We start from the raw sequence: 18,795 nt of genomic DNA, 5'->3' as shown, positions 1-18,795 counted from the left end.
GATATCCGCGCAAGCAGTTTGTAGAATATTGAACTTAAATTATAGCTGGCTGTATGTAGAGCAGCTTCGTGATCCGGTACACTGGATTTAGAACAGAACCTGCCGGGAGGAGCCTTAAATGATGCAGAAGCCGTTAAGCAAGGAAGAGCAGGAATGGGTAGAGGGTACGCTTGAAGCGATGAGCCTCCGTGAGCTGGTCGGGCAGACGATGCAAGACCACGCGGGCAGACTGCCGTTCAAGGGAGATGATGAGGAAAGTCTCCGCAAGTATCTGGAGCAGTATCCGGTGGGCAGCTTCTTCATCGGCGGGGAGGTTATTCAGAAGGCTGAGGGCAAAGCGGAGGATTACCGGGACTGGGCGGGAATGCTGCAGGGCATCAGCAGGTTCCCGCTGCTGTTCTCCGGTGATCTGGAATTCGGGGCAGGCTCGGCCGTGAGGAGTCTCACGGCCTTCCCGCCGCTCCTTGCGCTTGCTGCCGCCGATGATGAAGCCCTGGCTTATGAATACGGCAAATATACCGCGCTGGAAGGCCGGGCGGCGGGGTTCACCTGGGCGCTGGCCCCGGGTACCGATCTGCTGCTGAACTGGATGAATCCCGTTATTACGACCCGTTGTCTCGGCGATGAGGCGGGACGGGCGGCGCGTCTGGCTGCCGCTGTTATGCGGGGCATGCAGGAGCATGGCCTTGCGGCCTGCGCCAAGCATTTTCCCGGTGACGGGGTCGATTACAGGGATCAGCATATCATTACTACGGTGAACAGCTTATCTGAAGAGGAATGGTTCTCCACCTACGGGCAGGTGGCCGGGGAGATGATCAGCCAGGGGGTCATGTCCTATATGACCGGACATATTGCCCTTCCCTGGATCGAAGACGAGGCAGGCGGTGCTGGATCGGGGCCGGTCCCGGCAACCGTCTCGGAGCGGATTACAACAGGACTGCTGCGGGAGCGGCTTGGCTTCGACGGAGTGGTGTTGTCGGATGCGCTGGATATGGGCGGATTCTTATCCTGGGGAGACTATACACAGCGCATCATAGACTGCTTCAATTGCGGTACGGATGTGCTGCTCTGGCCGGGAGTACGGTACTTCGCAGTGATGGAGCAGGCGGTGGAGGACGGACGCGTCAGCCGGGAACGGCTGAAGGCCAGTGTCCGGCGGATTCTGGAGCTGAAGGCACGGCTTGGTGTGCATGCTGCCTGCGATGGGAGAGAGGACGCAAAGGCCCAGGCGCTGCTGGACGACAAGCTGCCGCCTGGTCTCGATCGGCAGGTCAGACAATTCAGCCGCGAGCTGGCCGGGCGCTGCATTACCCTGGTGCGCAACCGCACCGGCCAGCTGCCGCTGAATCCGCAGGAGGTCCGCCGGGTGCTGGTCATCATGATGAACAAGGTGACGGAGGGGCGCAGATATGAGCGGATGAATCTTTTTGTGGAGCAGCTTAAGGCCAGGGGGCTAGAGGTGGATATTCTGGATGAATTCGAGCCGCTGACGACACTGCGGCAATGGGAGCAGTCGGGGGTCCGCTGGGATGCTGCCTTCGCCCCTTATTTCCTTCCGCTGCACGGAATGATGAACACCGCCCGTCCTGTGGGTGAAGCGGCCAAGGCCATCTGGGCCATGCAGCATGCGGAGACAGTCCGGCCGATCGGTATTTCGTTCGCTACGCCATATCTGCTGCAGGACATTCCCTTCTTAGATACCCTGGTGAATGCGTATTCTCTGCATGAAGATACAGTAGAGCTGACGGTTAAGGCGCTGTTCGGAGAGATTCCGTTTCAGGGAAGCTCCCCGGTGAAAGCGGAGATTTGAGAGGGCGATTACGGTTCAGGGAGGCTTCAGACGTCTTGAGTGCGAAACAGGAATCAGAGGCAAAACGGGCAGCGGGCAGGCAGCGGGAACTGGAGGCGAAGCTGCGCCAGATCTTTGAATATATGCGTCTTGAACGGCATCAAGGGAATTGGGGAATGGATATTAACCACTGGGACTGGGTGCCCGGTGTCGGGGTCATCTCTATGCTTGAATATGGCACAGGGACTGGTCAGGATGAGGTGACGGATTACCTGCTGCACTGGGTGAACCGGAATAAGCAGAAGGCCGAAGGGGTTCGGGTTATCAATTCCCTGGCTCCCTACGCGGTCTTTCCTGAGCTGTACCGGCTGACCGGGGACCCGTGGTTTCTCAGCCGGGCGCAGGAGGTTGCCGCGTGGATGCTGGATACTGCCCCCCGGACCCGGGAAGGCGCGCTGGAGCATACCGTGACAGAGGCCGTGGAATTCCCTGAACAGGTATGGGCCGATACGGTGTATATGGCCGTGCTGTTCCTGGCCCGGCTTGCCGGTCTGACCGGCGACCAGGAGCTTGCTGCCGCCGCCATGCACCAGACCCTGCTGCACCTTCGTCTGCTCCAGGACCCGTCGACGGGGCTGCTATTCCATGGCTGGAACAGCCGGGCAGGCAGCCATATGTCGGCAGCCCGCTGGGCCCGGGCCAATGCCTGGGTGGCACTTGCGGTCCCCGAGATTGTGTCCGGGACCGGAAGCCTGACTGCTATTCCACAGGAGCTGTACAGCCGCTACCGCAGGCTTGCTTCTGCCCTGCGGCAGGCGCAGGGGGCCGGCGGCTTGTGGCATACGGTGCTCGACCGGCGGGATTATTACGAGGAGACCTCGGCCAGCGCCGGTATTGCCTGCGGCTTCCTGAAGGCGGTGAAGAGCGGACTGCTGGAGGATGCCTATCTGGAGAGCGCGGAGGCGGCACTTGCGGGGATTCTTCCGCTCATCCGCGAAGACGGTGAGGTGCAGGGGGTCTCGGGAGGCACTCCGGTCATGCCGTCGATAGCGGCCTATAACACCATTGAGAGATATCCGGCACTGTATGGGCAAGGGCTGGTGATGCAACTGCTGACAGAGGCATTGGATCTGGGGGAAATGAAGCATCGGCTTGAGAGGCAAGAGCATGAGGAGCGTCAGGAGCACCAGGGACGACAAGAGGGCCAGGGGCGTGAAGAACGTGAGGAGCGCCAGGGACGACAAGAGGACCAAGGGCGTGAAGAACATGAGGAGCGTCAGGGAGGACAAGAGGACCAAGGGCGTGAAGAACATCCAGAGCGTCAAGGGGGTCAGCGACGTCAGGAGCAATCCGAGGGGATAGGTTCATTAAATGTTGAAGGGGAGGCAGGGGGATGACGGTGAAGGATAACGCAGAAGCTGCGGGTGGAGGCCTAGATCAGCGGCAACGGCTGATTCATAAGGTGACCGGACTGGAATCCCGCTATGACTCGGACATTTGCATGCTGCGCTCCCCGTTCAGCAGCCCGGGGTATCATACGACGCTGAAGCAGGCGGAGTTCATCCACTCCACCAGAGACTCGCTCAGCTATGCGCTTGGACTGCTCGACACGGAGCTGGCCTGTTATGAAGAGCGGGCATTCGATATTATCCGGCAGGTCATCTCCTTGCAGGATACGGACCCGGCGCATGATACCTTCGGCATCTGGTCCTGGTTCTATGAGGAGCCGCTGGACCAGATGGCTCCGCCGGACTGGAATTGGGCGGACTTCTGCGGCAGCCGACTGGTGCAGGCCCTTTCGCGCCACGGCCACCGTTTCCCGCACGATCTGCGGGAAGCAGCCGTCTTGTCCATAGAGTGTGCCTGCGAAGCCATTATCCGGCGCAATGTCGGACCGGATTATACCAATATTGCGATTATTGGCGCGTTCGTGACCAGAATTGCCGGGGAGAAGCTGGGGCGTAAGGATTATGCGGACTATGGGCTGGAGCGGCTCAGGAGGCTGCATGCTCATACCCTGAAGCATGGGGCTTTTCAGGAATTTAACAGCCCTGTCTACACCTACATTGCCATTCTGGAGCTGTCGAAGCTTCAGTCCGAGACCTCGGACAGCAGGGTTAAGGCATGGACCAGAGAACTGCTAGAGCTGACCTGGAGGACCGTGGCCGGGTATTATCACCCCGCCACGGCCCAGTGGTCCGGCCCGCATTCCCGCTGTTACGGAGTGCTGCTGGAGGACCAGAGCAAGGCGTTTCTGCAACTGGCGACAGGAGGAGCCGTGATGTTCTTCCCATGGGAGGAGCTGCCCTACGAAGAGGAATGGTATATGAGCGGCATTCATTGTCCCCCTGCCTATCTGAAGGGCTTCAAGGTTCCTGAGACGAAGGAGATAAGGCAACGCTTGGAAGGGGAGGAGAAAGGGCAGGAGCAGGGGACAGGGAAAGAGCGGAAGCGGGAGTTGGGCCAGGAACAAGGGCGGGATCAGGAATGGGATCAGGAGCGGAATCGGGAGCAAGGTCGGGATCAGGAGCAAGGTCAGGGTCAGGTGCAAGGGCGGGATCAGGGTCAGGGTCAGGGGCAGGGGCAGGTGCAAGGTCGGGATCAGGAGCAAGGTCAGGGTCAGGTGCAAAATCAGAATCAGGGGTATGACGGCAAGTGGGCGGTCACTTATATGACTCCGCAGTGGAGCATGGGCTCCTTCACCCATAGTGATCTGTGGAACCAAAGACGGCCGCTGCTGATCTATGCCAATAATAACGGACAGCCCTCATATCTCCGGCTCCGCTGCCTGCATGACGGCTATGACTACTGCTCCGCACGCTTCCAATCGCTGCAGGAAGCAGGCCATGTGCTGTTCGGGATCGATTTCATGACAGATGGCGGGGATACCCATCCGAATCTGGACCGGACCGGCGGTGTGATTGCAGCCTCGGACCTGCGGCTGCGGCTGGAGGTTGGCGGCGCACTGGAGGGAGTTACAGCCGGATTAACAGAGGAAGGTGCGGTGATCAGCATCGGAGGGACGGAGTTTGGCCTGACTACCTGGTTCGCGGTATTCAGCGGACCAGCTGATGCAGAGAACCGCTTGGCATGGGAAATTCATAGGACAGACAGCCGCATAAATATCGATATGATTCTCTGCGCCGGTCCGCGCAGGACCCTCAATTTCACCTCCATGCAGCAGGCAGCGCTGGTGTACTCTCTGGCGGCTGGGGAGGAGGGGAGATTGAACTCTGCCCCGCTTCTGGAGCTGACGGATGAGGGCGGGCTGCGGGTTCGCAGTGGGATAGAGTACGAAGAGGACAGAGCGCAGGGAATTGCAGGAGGGAAGGCGGCGGGAGCGAAGAGGGTCAACGAATGGAATGATGAGAAGGGAGCGAATGAAATGAATAAAACGAATGTTGAGAAGGGAGAGCGGGGTGTAAGAGTCGTGAACAGCATGAATAACATGAGTAACATCAATAGCATGAGGGGCGGGTTCGTACTTAACCTGCGGCCCGCTCCGGGAGAGCCATAACATACCTGCTCAAAGGCTGAACGTATGCGAAATACCGAACATCATAGGCAGGTACAAGTGCGCGAAGCCGAATGTAGTCGAAAAACCGAACACATTACACGCTGCGATGGCCGACGGACCAAATGTATGCGAAAACTGAACACAATCGGTGCTGCTGCGATGAGGGATGGACCCATGCTCCGCAGCCCGTAACATCGTAGAGAAATCCTGCAAGAAGTGCAGCAATATTGCCCAATAGAAGCGGCTTCTGCTGAAATCCTGCATGAAATGCAACAAAGCCAACGCTAAGTTGTACTAAACAACGGAATTCCTGCAAATGATGCAACAATGTACCGTGGGCAGTAACATTTTTAGAGAAATCCTGCAAGATGTGCAACAATGCGATCCATGCAAGCGGTCGGTGAGATAACACGCTCAGAATGGGCAAGAGATAGGCGGAGCACCGCCAGGAAAGGAAGAAGCCCCTTCAGAACGCATGCGAAAACCGGCTACAATGTGTGTGGCCAAAACGGCATATGGGTTGGAGGTTTGTCTCCAGAAAGCGATGAGGAACCAGCATCGTTTACCCGCAGAGTGATTTGCTTCTAGAGCTTCATAGACAACATAAGGAGCTGGCCCAGTAATGCGGGGACCAGCTCCTGTGATATCCAGCGATTTTATTGCGGCAGCTCTACAAAATCATCTCTGAACCGCTCATAATCGGCCGCCCGGCATTCCAGCTTCAGGCGCGTGCCCTGCTCTTCGTAGCTGACGGACTGCACATCGGCATGTTCATTGAAGTAGGAGACAATGCTGCCCCGGTCGAACGGGACCAGGATTTCACACTGTACATAGTCGGTGAAGATGCAGTTGCGGATCAGAGTGACCAGCTCGGCGATCCCGAGGTTTTTCTTAGCAGACAGGGTTACAGAGTCTTCTTCCACTTGCGGGTAAGGCTCCTCCCTAAGATCAGCCTTGTTGTAGGCGTACAGGGTAGGAATCCCGTCAGCGCCCAGCGCCTTCAGGGTCTCATTCGTTACAGCCATATGCTGCTCATGCTGCGGATCGGCAATATCGACGACATGAATCAGCAGATCGGCCTCTGTTACCTCCTCCAGGGTCGAGCGGAACGCCTTCACCAGATGATGGGGCAGCTGGCTGACGAAGCCTACGGTGTCGGTTAGCAGGAAGGTTTTGTGATCAGGCAGCACGATGCTGCGCACCGAGGTCTCCAGCGTAGCGAACAGCATATCCTTGGCGAGCACGCCTTTGCCCGAACCGGGATGATAGGTCTCCACCAGAGTGTTCATTAAGCTGGACTTGCCGGTGTTGGTGTAGCCGACCAGACAGACCACAGGTACCTCATTCTTGTGCCGCTGCTTACGCTGGATCTGGCGCCTTGCGACCTGCGTCTGCAGCTCTAACTGCAATGCGGAGATTCGCTCTTCAATCCGTCTGCGGTCCAGCTCCAGCTTCGTTTCCCCGGCTCCCCGGTTCTTCAGGCCGGCCCCGCCGCCCTGTCTGCCGAGAGACTCACGCAGTCCGCTCAGGCGGGGCAGCATATATTGCAGCTGTGCGACCTCTACCTGAAGCTGGGCTTCCTTGGTCTTCGCCCGCGAGGCGAAGATATTCAGAATCAGAATGGTCCGGTCAATGACCTGGCGGTCCAGCGATGACTCCAGATTGCGGATCTGGGAGGGAGACAGCTCATCGTTGAAAATAACGACCTTTGCTTCATGCTGCTCCATCAGCAGCGCCAGCTCCTGAATTTTGCCGGTCCCGATGTAATGCGACGGGTTCACCCGGCTGGATTTCTGGCTAAGCTCAGCCACGACCTCAATCTCGCAGGCGGCTGCCAGATTGCGCAGCTCCTCCATCGAATAAGCGAAGTTCGTGTCGTTCTGCAGCTGCATGCCGACGATAACGGCTTTCTGTTGTACGGGTTCCATATATAGATCAACCTCCATAGTGTAATTTGGGCATCAAAAAAGCACAGGCAGTCTGCCTGTGCTAACAGTAGGTGGAGGAACAACAGAATAAGGTCTGGTATAGCCCGCTGCGCGGGAGCAGCTATACGGCCATGCTTGCCATAGACACCATGAAGGTTCAAGCGGCAGGGACAAGGGTCCCGGCAACTTAAAAAGATATAAAGCTAATCCTCCCGGCAAACACAGATTCTGGCGGAGCGGATACATGCACTATGGGCACAGTGTACCGGTTCCGGGAATCAGCGTACGGGTTGCGGATTAACAGGTGTATGCTATGGGTTACGTGTTATGGACAGACTTATCCTGAGTCCTCTGCACAGGGCAGAGCTTTCGCGCTATGGGAAAATAATTAGCCGCGCAAAGTGCGAATCCGGATATAGTCTATCACACGCAACCCTCCGTTCTAAAAAAGTTACATTGATTTTAGCACAGTGTCTGTGAACTGACAACTGCCACGGCCTGTCAACCGACCAGAAACTTCCATTATCATCTGCATATCCTATTGAATACAGCTCTAACGGAGGGTGATAACTATGCCTATACTGACAACCAATATGCTAACAAAGAACCCTACCCCGGGAGCAGGACTCATCAGTCAGGCAGTAGTGAAGGTAGTAAACAATGGGATGGCCCAGGGATCGGTCTATTTGACGGGTTACAACAACGATGTAAGTCCCTCCACGCTGTTCGCGCAGGAGTTGTTCGAGTCGAACTATCGGGAGGTTGTGACCAAAACGTATAATATTACGCAGAATTTTTTCCAATTCAATATCTCCTACTCCCAGGAGCAGGTACGGGTGCGGATCTTCCTTGTGGACAGCAGCGGGCTCTGGAGTCCCGTTACCCTGCAGCCCGTGGCGCTTAGCCGGATTACCTCAGAGTTTCGTAACAATATCCCCGTAACGAGCAGCGACACCGCAGCCATCAGCTTCCGCAGAAGCACTACGATCGCGGTTCCTGAAGCAGTGGCCGCCGAGATCGTTCCAGACGGGCTGGAGATTCTGGCCTCTACCCCTATCCGCTATAAGGTGATAGCCGGGGGGACCGTGAATGGAGCTTTTGTGAATTACCCTACGCCGACTACGGCTATTCCAGTCACTGAAACAGCGCTGCTGGTGAACTATACCTGTACAACAGTCACCGGCGGACGGGTGCTGACTCAAGGCATCGGCTCCGGCATATCCGGAGCCTACCAGAATGTGGCGGTGAATCTGCTGAATCAGCGGCTCGCCTACGATCTTCAGCAAGTGCCGGTCACGCTGGTGGTCAGCTCGCTTGCCGGTGAGGACAATGTGGCGGCTACCTTCAGAATGTCCGAGCAATGGTGAAGGCCGAAGGGTGAAGGTCCAGTAATGCCACGCTGGCTGACAGGTAATAGACCGATGACAGACTCATGCCAGACTGATGCCAGACCTGTAGCAGATAAAAGATAGCCGGAACAGGCGGTATCCACAGTGGCGGGTTATCCCACCCATTCCCGGCGCAGCGTGAACAGATCCTTCAGCGCGTCTGTGGAGAGCTCGGTGATCCAGCCCTCGGAGCCGGAGATGACGTCGTCGCTGAGCTGCTGCTTGCTCTCCAGCATCTCGTCAATCTTCTCCTCCAGCGTGCCGAGCGAGATGAACTTATGCACCTGTACATCCCGGGTCTGGCCCATGCGGTAAGCACGGTCTGTGGCCTGGTTCTCCACCGCCGGATTCCACCAGCGGTCGAAATGGAACACATGGTTGGCGGCCGTCAGGTTGAGGCCGACTCCGCCCGCTTTGAGCGAGAGGATGAATACATTCGGCTGATCGGACGTCTGCGCTCCAGCGGCTCCATCTGCAGCGGCTTCGCCCGCAGGCAGCGGGGGAGCCTGGAACCGCTCAATCATGCGGTCGCGCGTGCTCTTCGGCGTGCTGCCGTTCAGGTACAGCACCGGTTCCTGAAGCTCCTGCTGAAGTACGGCCTGGAGCATTTTACCCATGCCTACATACTGGGTGAAGATCAGGCAGCGCTCGTTCTCCTCGCGCAGCTCGCGCACCATCGCGAGCAGCCGTTCCAGCTTGGCGGAGCGTTCGATCAAGGAGGTGGTGTCCAGAGCGCTGCCGTCTTCCGGCTCAGGCAGTGCCTCCTTGGTTAGCAGCATCGGATGGTCACAGAGCTGCTTCAGGCTGGTCAAGGCGGCGAGAATGGCCCCCTTGCGTTCGATGCCCTCCAGCTTCTGCATCCGTTCAAGCAGGCTGTTCACGTTCTGATCGTAGAGTGCGGCCTGCTCGGCCGTCAGGTTAATGTAGGTCTTCATCTCATTTTTATCCGGGAGATCAAGCTGGATCGCCGGGTCCTTCTTCTTGCGGCGCAGCATGAACGGCTTGACCAGCCGCTGCAAATCAGCGGTCCGCTCGGAATTGCGCTCCTTCTCAATGGCATTTGCGAACCGGTCCTGGAACCCCTTCGGGCTGCCGAGATAACCCGGTGTGATGAAATCGTAGATCGACCACAGCTCGGACAGCCTGTTCTCAATCGGCGTACCAGTCAGGGCGATCCGGTGCAAGGCCGGGAAGCTGCGCACGGCGGCGGACTGCTTCGTTCCGGCGTTTTTGATATTCTGTGCTTCATCCAGGCATACGGTTGCCCAGGTGAACTGCTTCAGCAGCTCCTGGTCCAGTGCAGCGGTAGCGTAAGAGGTAAGCACAACATCCGCCTGCGAAGCCGCGCCGTAGAAATATCCGGCATCCAGCCGCCGGCTTCCGTAATGAAGCATCACATTCAGGGAAGGCGCGAAGCGCTGCAGCTCCTTCTGCCAGTTGCCCAGCACGGAGGTCGGACAGATGATCAGCGAAGGCCAGCCGGCCGGCTCGGTCTGCCGCCGGGCCACGGGTGCGCCGGAAGCTGCGGCTTCCTCCTCCTGCTCCTTCAGATGGAGCAGGTAGGAGATCAGCTGCACCGTCTTGCCAAGCCCCATGTCATCGGCCAGGCAAGCGCCCAGCCCGAAGCGGCGGAGGAAGACCAGCCAGGCGAAGCCCTCATGCTGGTAGCTTCGAAGCTCGGCATGCAGACCGGCCGGCACCTCCGGCTTCGGCCACTGGCTACGCTGCCCGAGCTGTCCGATCAGCTTCAAGAGGTGCTCGTTCAGTTCGACCTCCAGCCTTACGCGAACCGCTTCTTCCTCGGCGCGCTGCGCTTCCGCTTCCTCCGAATCGCCGTCTGCACCTTCGTTCAGCAGGTGCAGCTGCAACACATCCTGGAAGGACAAGCCGCGCGACTTGTCCATCCCGGCCATGGCCCGCTGAATCTGCGCCAGTAGCGCAGGGTCCAGCGGAATCCACTTGCCGCGGAACTGGACGAGGCGTTCCCCGCGCGCTACGAGGTCGGCGAACTCCGCCTCGGTCAGGTCGGCGTCGCCGATGGAGATGCGCCAGTCGAAATCGACGAGCGCATCCAGGCCGAACAGCGACTGCCCGCGGCTGCCCTCAGCCGTGCCGGAGCTGATCTTCGCGCGCAGGCGCGGCTTCCTGCGGCTGGCGGCTTCCCACCATGCCGGCAGCAGCACCTGCCAGCCCGCCTCCAGCAGAGCGCGGCTGTCGGCCGTAAGGAACCGCCACGCGACCTCGTCGCCGAGCGGCTCTGCCAGCACATCGGCGCCGCGCCCGATGTGCTCCGGAAGGCTGTCACGCAGCCGTGACAGCCACCCGCCCGCGCGCTCGTGGACATGCGCTGTCCACGCTGCGGGCCAAGTGCCATGCGGCTCGCCGTCCCCGGTGAGCCGCAGCGGCACAAGCGCGGACTCGTCGCGCTTGTCCTGGAGGAGCAGCTGGAGCCGCCAGTGCGGCAGCTCATCGTCAGGCTCAAGCAGCTGCAGCACCGGCCGGAACGGCGCGGTGTCTGCCTTCCAGCCGATGGACATCAGCCAGCTGTCCTCGTCCATACCGGCTGCGCTTCTCCCGCCTGCGCTGAACAGCAGCGGGAATTCACTGCGCAGATCACCGGCCTGCGCCTCGGTGCTGTAGTGCCGCTGGAAGACCGCCGCCGAGAAGGCGGCCTGCAGCCCTTCGGCGAACCCGCTGCGCTCCTGAAGACGATGCAGCGCGGCCGCATCGTCCCAGTCTGCCTCGGCGGCTTCCGCCAGCACTTGTTCTGTCCAGGCCCAGCGGAGCTGGCCTTCACGGTAGGCTGCGAAGCTCGGGGCATACTGCCGGGCCTCCAGCATTCGGGCCAGCAGCGGGGCCAGCCGGGTTAACAGCTGGGCATCGCCCTGCCAGCTCCAGCCGACATGCCGGAGCAGCCGCAGGTCCGCAAAGAACGGCAGGACCTGCTCGGCAGGCAGCACCACCAGCTCGACCTCATCGGCCTTCGAGGTGCTAAGCTCCGTGCCGTAGAAGGATTCCTCATGCCAGGCGAACAGCATTTGCTTGAGCTGGACACCGGGCATATAATCATCGCGGTCATCCACACCATAGATCAGCGCATCCCCATACTGGGTAAGGGCGAGCTGGACGGTAATATTGCGCATCTTCATATTCATGGAATCAGTTTTCCTTTCCGCAGCTCTTCCTGAAGGGCGCGCAGGCGGCTATGCCTATCCGTGAAGCCGTCCAGGAACACTTCCCAGCGTGCTTCGCGTTTCAGTTTTTTGTACAGCTTGGCTAGCCGTTTCAGCAGCTTCACGGCCGCTTTGTAGCTGTGCCGGTTCTTGTCCAGCACGAAGCGTTCCACCGCCTGATGGTAGAACGGCAGAAGCAGCTCCGGCGCATTCTTCTCGATCGGCTGCAGGTCGCTCACCCGGAAGTCGGCAGGCCGATGGCCGGAGGCAATCTGCATATCCATCCAATCCTGCCATTTGCCGTAGGCAAGCAGCTGGACTTCATAGATCTCGCGTGACAGCGGCAGCATCCCTGACAGCGTCTCCCACATCAGGGGCTCTTCTTCGGGCAGGTGCCGGACCGCCTCATCCCAGTAGCCTGCATAATCCAGCAGATTGTACATTCGGCTGTTCAGCAGCGGGCCGAGCGCGGCCAGCCACAGGGTCAGGCGTCTCCACTGGCCGGCTTCGGCCAGCGGAGGCAGGAAGCTCATCAGCTCCTCCGGGTGCAGCCCGGGCCGTTCGGACGCGGCGTCCAGCTTCTCAATAGCAGCCGCATCCTCATGGAGCAGCGCATGCATCCGGCTCTCGGCCAGCAGCAGGGCATGGCGGGGAGCAGCGGCGCTTAGCTTTTCTCCGGCCTTTTGCAGCTCCGCCAGCTCCTTGGTGTACAGCTCCGGTCCGCTTAGATTCGGGGTAATCCAGTTGATCCACAGCAGGCTGTAACAAGCAGAGAAATAAGGCTGTTCTCTGGCGCGGTCACGCGTTTCGTTCAGCATCTCGGTCCGCAGATAGGCAATCGTATCGTAGACTCTCGGCCACTCCTCAGGGGCTTCTGCCAGCGGCAGACCCCGCTTCATCATGTCTGTGACATGCTTTTGCAGCTCGGAAATCGCAATAGAGGTGTAGTAGCCCACGGAATAACCAAGGGACAAGGGGTTCGCCGTGAGAGATGTCCCGCCAGGCCGGAGGATACTCTCCAGCACACAGAGATGAGCGTGTAACTTGAACAGTTGTGCAGCAGCGGCAGGCAGCTTGGGCTGGCCCCCGGTAATGGCGGCGAGCGCCCGGTCAGCATACTGCGGGTTGCGCACCGTATGGGCAAGCGGTTCCACCAGCAGCGCCATATATTCACGCCACTGCTGCACCGTTGCCTCAGGAATCAGGGTGGCCAGCTTCTTCAATTGTTCCCCGCGCCGTCCCGGGACAGCGGACGCCGTAGCAGAATGAATCTTAGGCTGGTTGACCAGCGCCTTGGCGTTCGCGATGGAATGCACAGGCTTGTCCTGCTCCTCGGCGTATTGCATCAGCACAGCCGCCATATGCTTGCACATCCCGGGTACGGGGCAATCGCAATGGCTCTCCTGCAGATCGTCCAGGTCGATGGAGACCGCATAATCCTCCCGGCCTTCGACCAGCGACATAATTCTGTGCGGCGTGATCATCCTGAAGACCTGCACGCGCTGCTGCTTATAATATTGAAATCCCCGTTTCAGGGTCAGATCATCGAAAGAATGGGCAACCTCCGAGATGAGCTTATCCCACCCGGCAGCATCCATCATATAGTTTGACTGCATCGCTATCGTTCTCCTGTAGCAGATTGGGTGAATCCATCGTTCCATTATATCATTTTTGTATAGCGTATCCCGGAAATGTCTGAAATCCTGGCAGGTATGATATGGCTGACGGCCAGAGGGGGGCCATGCTCGTACATTGTAGAGAAATCCTGCAAAATGTGCAGCAATACTGTCCAATAGAAGCGCCCGATGCTGAAATCCTGCACAAAATGCAATATAGTCAGCGCGAACTGGTAGCGTCAAGAAGTTTGTGTAAAAGAGTAGAAGTGCCTCCCCCGGGTTACGGGTTGGGATGTAGTGTTTCTGGGGGGAGGGGGAACCCCGACTCCCAGAAACTGGATTTATCTGCTACGCCTCTTCCGGTGTGGGCAAAGAGGGGTAGCGTGTTTCGAATAGCTCTTTTAGCTTCTTTTTAACGGCATCCACTCCAAAGCCTTGGGCGACCCGCCCTGCATGACGTTCATTGTATTCCAGCATCTCCAGGTACACGATTTTCTCTGCGGCATCCATGTTTGTCAGACTGTTCATCGGTTTCAGACGCTTGCGGATTTCCTTGTTCATCCGCTCGATGGGGTTCGACGTGTAGATCGCTTTACGGATCGACAGCGGATAGTTGTAGAACGTCAGGAGTGTGGATAACTGTTCCTCCCAGGACCTCATTTCCTTCGGATACAGCTTGTTCCACTTCGCTTTGACCGTATCAAAGTTAGCCCGGGCTACCACTTCATCCGGTGCTGTATATACGGTTTTCAACGCCTCCATGACATCGGTTTTGTGCTCCACCCGAATTTTATGAAACGTGGCCCGCACTTTGTGCACTACGCAATGCTGTACATCCGCCTGAGGATAGGTCTCTTTAAACGCCGCATCCAGTCCCGGTAGCCCGTCAAACACACCCAGCAGGACTTCCTGCGCTCCGCGGTCGTACAGGTCTTTGAGTACCTCCCGCCAGCCATTCGAACTCTCTTGGCCACCCACGTAGAACCCGAGAATTTGACGCTGTCCCTCCTCGTCAATTCCCATCGCAAAGTAGACCACTTCACCACGAACCGTGCCCCGTTTCAGCTTCACGTACAGCCCATCTAAATAGATCACAGAATACCGTTTGCTCAGTGGCCGCTTTTGCCACTGGTGGATATCGTCCAGCACTGTAGCCGTAATATTGCTGACCGTGGTTGGGGAGTAGTGGCTACCAAACATACTTTCAATGAACCGGGCCACATCCCGCGTACCCATGCCCGATTTATACATTTGGATGACGGCCTCTTCTAACCATCCGTCCCGCCGCTGGTACGGCTCAAACAACTGCGTCTGGAAAAGGCTTTGGCGGTCCCGGGGCACCTGAAGATCCTCGATATGGCCATATTTCGTGTGTAAGTCTCGCGTATAGTAGCCATTGCGACTATTGCTGGCGCCGGCTTCTTCACTCTCCATAAACCCCTGGATTTCGGCGCGCAACAGGCGTTCCATGTTGTCTTTCACAAAATCTTTAACAAGTTTTTCAAATAGATTATTCAGCGAACTTTCGGGTAAAATATTCATTGGTAGGGTTCCTCCTTGGTGGTTTCGCAATCCCGAGGATACCCTACTTTTTTGGTGCCTGACTAGGCTCCAAATCTTGGTACACAACTTACTTTACGCCATCCGCGAACTTGCTCTAAACACTGAATTTCCTGCAAATTATGCAACAATGTGCCGTAGCCCATAAGATTTTTTAGAAGAATCCTGCAAAAAATGCAACAATGCGCCTCCAAGCAACCGGCCGGTGAGAGAAAACACTCGGAATTGAAGAGAGATAGGCGGGCTGAACAATTACATAATATTGATTTTATAGAAACAAATATGCTTGAGTGGCGTCTAAGATAGAAATCTATCATCCTAGGAGAGAGTGAAAAATGAAAAAAATAATGAAAATAGGCATATCAGGACTGGCTTTGACCCTAGTGTTTAGTGCAGGAGCCTTTGCGGCTACAGTCGCTCCAAAAATAATCGTAAATGGTAACCAAGTGAAAACTCAGACGCCGCCTAAGATAATTAATGGTACGGTATATGTCCCGATTCGGGCCGTTTCAGAAGGGTTTGACGCCAGTATCCAGTGGGATAACAAAAGTAAAACCGTGTATGTGGATTCTGATCCGAATTTCGGAATGGAGCGCAGCAGCGTGGCTTATGTAGCGGACCGGAACCTGGCATACAGATGGATTATGGCGTATGACGAACGGGATTATCAAGGAGTTCTCGATACAGTTACGCCTAATTTCAAGACGGACATTTATAACGAAAGCTTCCCTGCGGGAACGTATAATATGGGAACAATTATTGATATGAAGCCTGTTGCCAGTACAGATAGCAGCTTAACCGTGCGGATTGTGCAGAGAGTAACTGCTGAAGATGAGTATAAGGTGAAAGTGGAACGGTGGAATTTTGTTTTTGGGCAGGGGAAAATCAAGTCCGTGAACAGGGTACCGGACACTGCAAAATATTTGGACCGGTACACCCTTTTCCCGGGAGCTAACTTCGGCATATAGGTTCTCTACTCCGGGATGGCCCGGATCAGATCAGCGTCAGTAAGACCCGGGTGTTTACCTGGGAATTTAGCTGTTGTTACAGTGCCGTCGCTAAGCCTGTGATACCCGCTATACACTCCGTTGTCGTAGCTAAAAGAATCCTGAAACAGATCGGAAATATACGCTGGCTGCACACCGCCGAACGTAGTTGCCGGATAACCGGGGATAGCTGCCTCCGAAGCCTGCCATATGGCTGTGGCCGTTGTGCCTGCAATCTCAACCACTGTGGTTATTGCTCCATTGCTGTAGGCATAGCGTGTGGCGTCCTTTGAAGCAAAGGAGTAGGTGAAGTATTGGGATTGATCACTTTGCAGACTTGTACCGGGTTTAAAAGTGTAGTGCACCGGCAACGTAATGGCCGCCAGGCGGGCCTGCTTAAGATCTGCTGAATGGATGGCTTGGGCATCAGGAGTAAAATTCTTGGACTGAATGAAGATGATTTCCCTTATCTTTTCATAGTACACAGTGTATCCAAATGCCTCACTGACAAACTTTGCGGGAACCATGAGTCGTCCGTTGTAATTATTGGCTTCACTATCCATCTGTACAGGCTCGCCATTCTTGTAAGCCACAGATTGCCCCTGAGTCATTTCAAAGTGGTCATTAGAGGAATTCGTGATCGTTACCGTATGGCGGATAGCGTCCCAAGAATAGTGGAGCCCCAGGGAAGCAAGCGTGCGGATGGGAATCATCGTTCGGCCAGACTGTATAAAAGGACTGCTATCAGCAGAGATAAAAGCACCATTGATGTTAACCTGTATAGGTCTTGTGGTTGACCGGGCCGGGCTGGAAGCAGCAGTGGTGGAGCTAATGCCGGCAAATAAGAATAAGAGGATCAGACAGAACGGAACTAACCTTTTCAGTATAGGCATTGGCAGCTCATTCCTTCCAAGTAATGTATATCTTTTGATTATAACGTGAGGTTAACAGGATGTTAAGATTGCGGGCAGATGAAAAAAAGCCTTTCAGACCCCGTTAGGGCTTAGGGAAGGCTTGTTAGGATAGGGTACGGATCACCGAAGAATCCTGACAGCTATAAGGTAAAGTCACAACCCTCAAAGCACTGCCCCTTAGAAATTAGCATCACTGCATGAGCAATAGCAGCTTGTTGAAATTCAGACAGTCCGGATTCATCGCCGTTCCAATCATCCAGCCACCAGAAATAGGAGCAGATATTCCGGTAGTCCATGAGCATAGGGATCTGCTGAATCCAGTAAGCGGATAACACATGATACAAAGAGTATCCGGTCAGAAACTCATTCAGAAAGTGAGCAGCAAAATTATTCTTGGACTGCCGGTCTTTCCCGGGGGAACCCCACCAGACAGCATGGACGGCTGCGATTGCTATATCAAGAGCGTACCAGCCATAGATGCTGTCATCGAAATCGAACACCCCACAATTGCGGATCACTTTTGTCAAAAAAACGTCCGGGTGCCATATGAAAAGCTGTAGCAATATAACACTGCTCCTGCTGTCCGTATACTTGTATTTGTTTCACATATGCCGCAGGTTTCGCTGACATTCTTAGGATATGCGGCTGGCTGTTTTTGACAAACCGGTCATCCTCAGACTAACAGCATTTCCCGCTGAAATATAGACTTATAGTTTCCTGTCAAATATACTAAGACTTAAGTCCAAATCATTTTATTTCTTCGTTACAGGAATCCATACCCCGCAAATACATTCATCGTGCTCATCATCCGCTGTTCCAGATTTTCTCTGCGGACGCAGGGATCCCGCTTCAACCATCCTGTTTTATCATATACTCCATTCGATGCGTTTCCTGAAATCCAAGGCTGTTATACAAATGTATGGCTTCATTCCCAACGACGCAGGATAGGATAACGCTTGTATAGCCGCGCTGGTGGATCTCACCACACAAGTACTTCACGAAGGTTCGTCCGATTCCGCGTCCCTGAAGGTCAGAACGTACACTAACACTGCTAATTTCATTCCCGTGGATATGGCTGTAAGCCGCAATTTCTCCGTCAAGCTCATAGACCAGCCGGTCCTGTGCATCCGCTGCCCAGGCATTTCGTCTGCCTTCATTAGGCTCTGCAACAACAGAATCGGGAAAGCAGCCGACACGCATCCGCATTTCATGAAAAGCAGTAGCATACAGCGAATGGGCGGCCGCAAAGTCCTCATCTCTATACAATCTTGCAGAAGCCGTTTCCTGAGGAAAAGAACCTCCGGTCCGTTCCATATAAATAAGTGAATAGTATGGGGTATAGCTAAGGCTGCGGGCAAACGCAAGGGAAGAGGATACCCCGGACCGGACAGAAGTACTGATCTTTTGGGTCCCGCCTGCCTGTAATTGAGCTTCTGCCACCTGCATTAACGCCCTGCCAATGCCTTGTCGGCGAGATTGCGGGGCGACGAATACATTTAGATGAGACTGGGGTGCGGACGCTTCCATTTGGACTAACGCAATAAGCGTCTCACCTACATAAGCGGCGATAAACAGCTCCGGCTCCTCTTCCAGCACCTGCAGGAGGTCAGGGCCAGTATCCGCGTCCAGGCTTAATAGTTTTGCGGCTGCGAGAGAATCCTTCTTGCTTAGGCGTTCGCAGCGGATGTCTGATAGTTTCATTGGGTTCTTAGTCCTCCGAATAAAGAGAGTAGTTGGATATCGTACACTTGCTGATGAGCGAATCGCCCCTTTTGGAACAACAGTTGTAAAAACAACACTTAAAAGGTTCCATTCTAACCCAAGTAGCCAATACTAGCATTAATAGCTGGTGTTTTTCCACTTGCTTGCGCACATTGCCCGAAAATCCGCTAGATAAGACGTTTATCCAATTGTTTGTTGCAGG

At 55.9% G+C, this 18,795-nt stretch carries 12 protein-coding genes; 5 read left to right on the top strand and 7 right to left on the bottom strand.

Going from position 1 to position 18,795, the window contains the following annotated elements:
• Positions 1–118: 118 nt before the first annotated feature.
• From MKX42_RS32890 to MKX42_RS32880, 3 genes are read left to right on the top strand one after another with little or no spacing between them, the layout of a single operon-like run.
• Complete coding sequence (locus MKX42_RS32890; protein ID WP_340757579.1) at positions 119–1,810, top strand: glycoside hydrolase family 3 protein; 1,692 nt, start codon at positions 119–121, stop codon at positions 1,808–1,810.
• Positions 1,811–1,845: 35 nt separating this feature from the next.
• Positions 1,846–3,186 (top strand): glycoside hydrolase family 88/105 protein, encoded by a 1,341-nt coding sequence (locus tag MKX42_RS32885; protein ID WP_340757578.1) that lies wholly within the window; start codon positions 1,846–1,848, stop codon positions 3,184–3,186.
• The gene (locus tag MKX42_RS32880) at positions 3,183–5,306 is read left to right on the top strand and encodes a hypothetical protein (RefSeq protein WP_340757577.1); all 2,124 of its coding nucleotides are present in this window, start codon (positions 3,183–3,185) and stop codon (positions 5,304–5,306) included. Before MKX42_RS32885 ends, MKX42_RS32880 begins: the two co-directional genes overlap by 4 nt.
• A gap of 656 nt (positions 5,307–5,962) precedes the next feature.
• On the opposite strand, the gene hflX is transcribed toward MKX42_RS32880, so the two are convergent.
• Complete coding sequence (gene hflX, locus MKX42_RS32875) at positions 5,963–7,234, bottom strand: GTPase HflX (protein WP_340757576.1); 1,272 nt, start codon at positions 7,232–7,234, stop codon at positions 5,963–5,965.
• Between the two features lie 572 nt (positions 7,235–7,806).
• Here hflX and MKX42_RS32870 point away from each other — a divergent pair.
• Positions 7,807–8,601, top strand: a complete 795-nt coding sequence (locus tag MKX42_RS32870) for a hypothetical protein (RefSeq protein ID WP_339312357.1) — start codon at positions 7,807–7,809, stop codon at positions 8,599–8,601.
• Between the two features lie 134 nt (positions 8,602–8,735).
• Here MKX42_RS32870 and MKX42_RS32865 read toward each other — a convergent pair whose 3' ends face one another.
• From MKX42_RS32865 to MKX42_RS32855, 3 genes are all read right to left on the bottom strand, one after another.
• Positions 8,736–11,777: a DEAD/DEAH box helicase gene (locus tag MKX42_RS32865; protein ID WP_340757575.1), complete on the bottom strand. Its 3,042-nt coding sequence runs from the start codon at positions 11,775–11,777 to the stop codon at positions 8,736–8,738.
• The gene (locus tag MKX42_RS32860; RefSeq protein ID WP_340757574.1) at positions 11,774–13,411 is read right to left on the bottom strand and encodes an SWIM zinc finger family protein; all 1,638 of its coding nucleotides are present in this window, start codon (positions 13,409–13,411) and stop codon (positions 11,774–11,776) included. Before MKX42_RS32860 ends, MKX42_RS32865 begins: the two co-directional genes overlap by 4 nt.
• A gap of 348 nt (positions 13,412–13,759) precedes the next feature.
• Positions 13,760–14,953 (bottom strand): IS256 family transposase, encoded by a 1,194-nt coding sequence (locus tag MKX42_RS32855; RefSeq protein ID WP_339249823.1) that lies wholly within the window; start codon positions 14,951–14,953, stop codon positions 13,760–13,762.
• A gap of 353 nt (positions 14,954–15,306) precedes the next feature.
• On the opposite strand from MKX42_RS32855, the gene MKX42_RS32850 reads away from it, so the two are divergent.
• Positions 15,307–15,939, top strand: coding sequence for a copper amine oxidase N-terminal domain-containing protein (locus MKX42_RS32850; RefSeq protein ID WP_340757573.1), 633 nt, complete (start codon positions 15,307–15,309; stop codon positions 15,937–15,939).
• Between the two features lie 5 nt (positions 15,940–15,944).
• Here MKX42_RS32850 and MKX42_RS32845 read toward each other — a convergent pair whose 3' ends face one another.
• From MKX42_RS32845 to MKX42_RS32835, 3 genes are all read right to left on the bottom strand, one after another.
• The gene (locus MKX42_RS32845; protein ID WP_340757572.1) at positions 15,945–16,850 is read right to left on the bottom strand and encodes a copper amine oxidase N-terminal domain-containing protein; all 906 of its coding nucleotides are present in this window, start codon (positions 16,848–16,850) and stop codon (positions 15,945–15,947) included.
• A gap of 161 nt (positions 16,851–17,011) precedes the next feature.
• Positions 17,012–17,398, bottom strand: a complete 387-nt coding sequence (locus tag MKX42_RS32840; RefSeq protein WP_340757571.1) for a hypothetical protein — start codon at positions 17,396–17,398, stop codon at positions 17,012–17,014.
• A gap of 322 nt (positions 17,399–17,720) precedes the next feature.
• On the bottom strand, positions 17,721–18,572 hold the full coding sequence (locus tag MKX42_RS32835) for a GNAT family N-acetyltransferase (RefSeq protein ID WP_340757570.1): 852 nt from the start codon (positions 18,570–18,572) through the stop codon (positions 17,721–17,723).
• Positions 18,573–18,795: the final 223 nt, after the last annotated feature.

This window comes from Paenibacillus sp. FSL R7-0204 (assembly GCF_038002225.1).
Taxonomy (GTDB): domain Bacteria; phylum Bacillota; class Bacilli; order Paenibacillales; family Paenibacillaceae; genus Paenibacillus_AQ.
The sequence above is the reverse complement of the archived record's forward strand: the minus strand, read 5'-3'. Positions and strand labels throughout refer to the sequence as shown.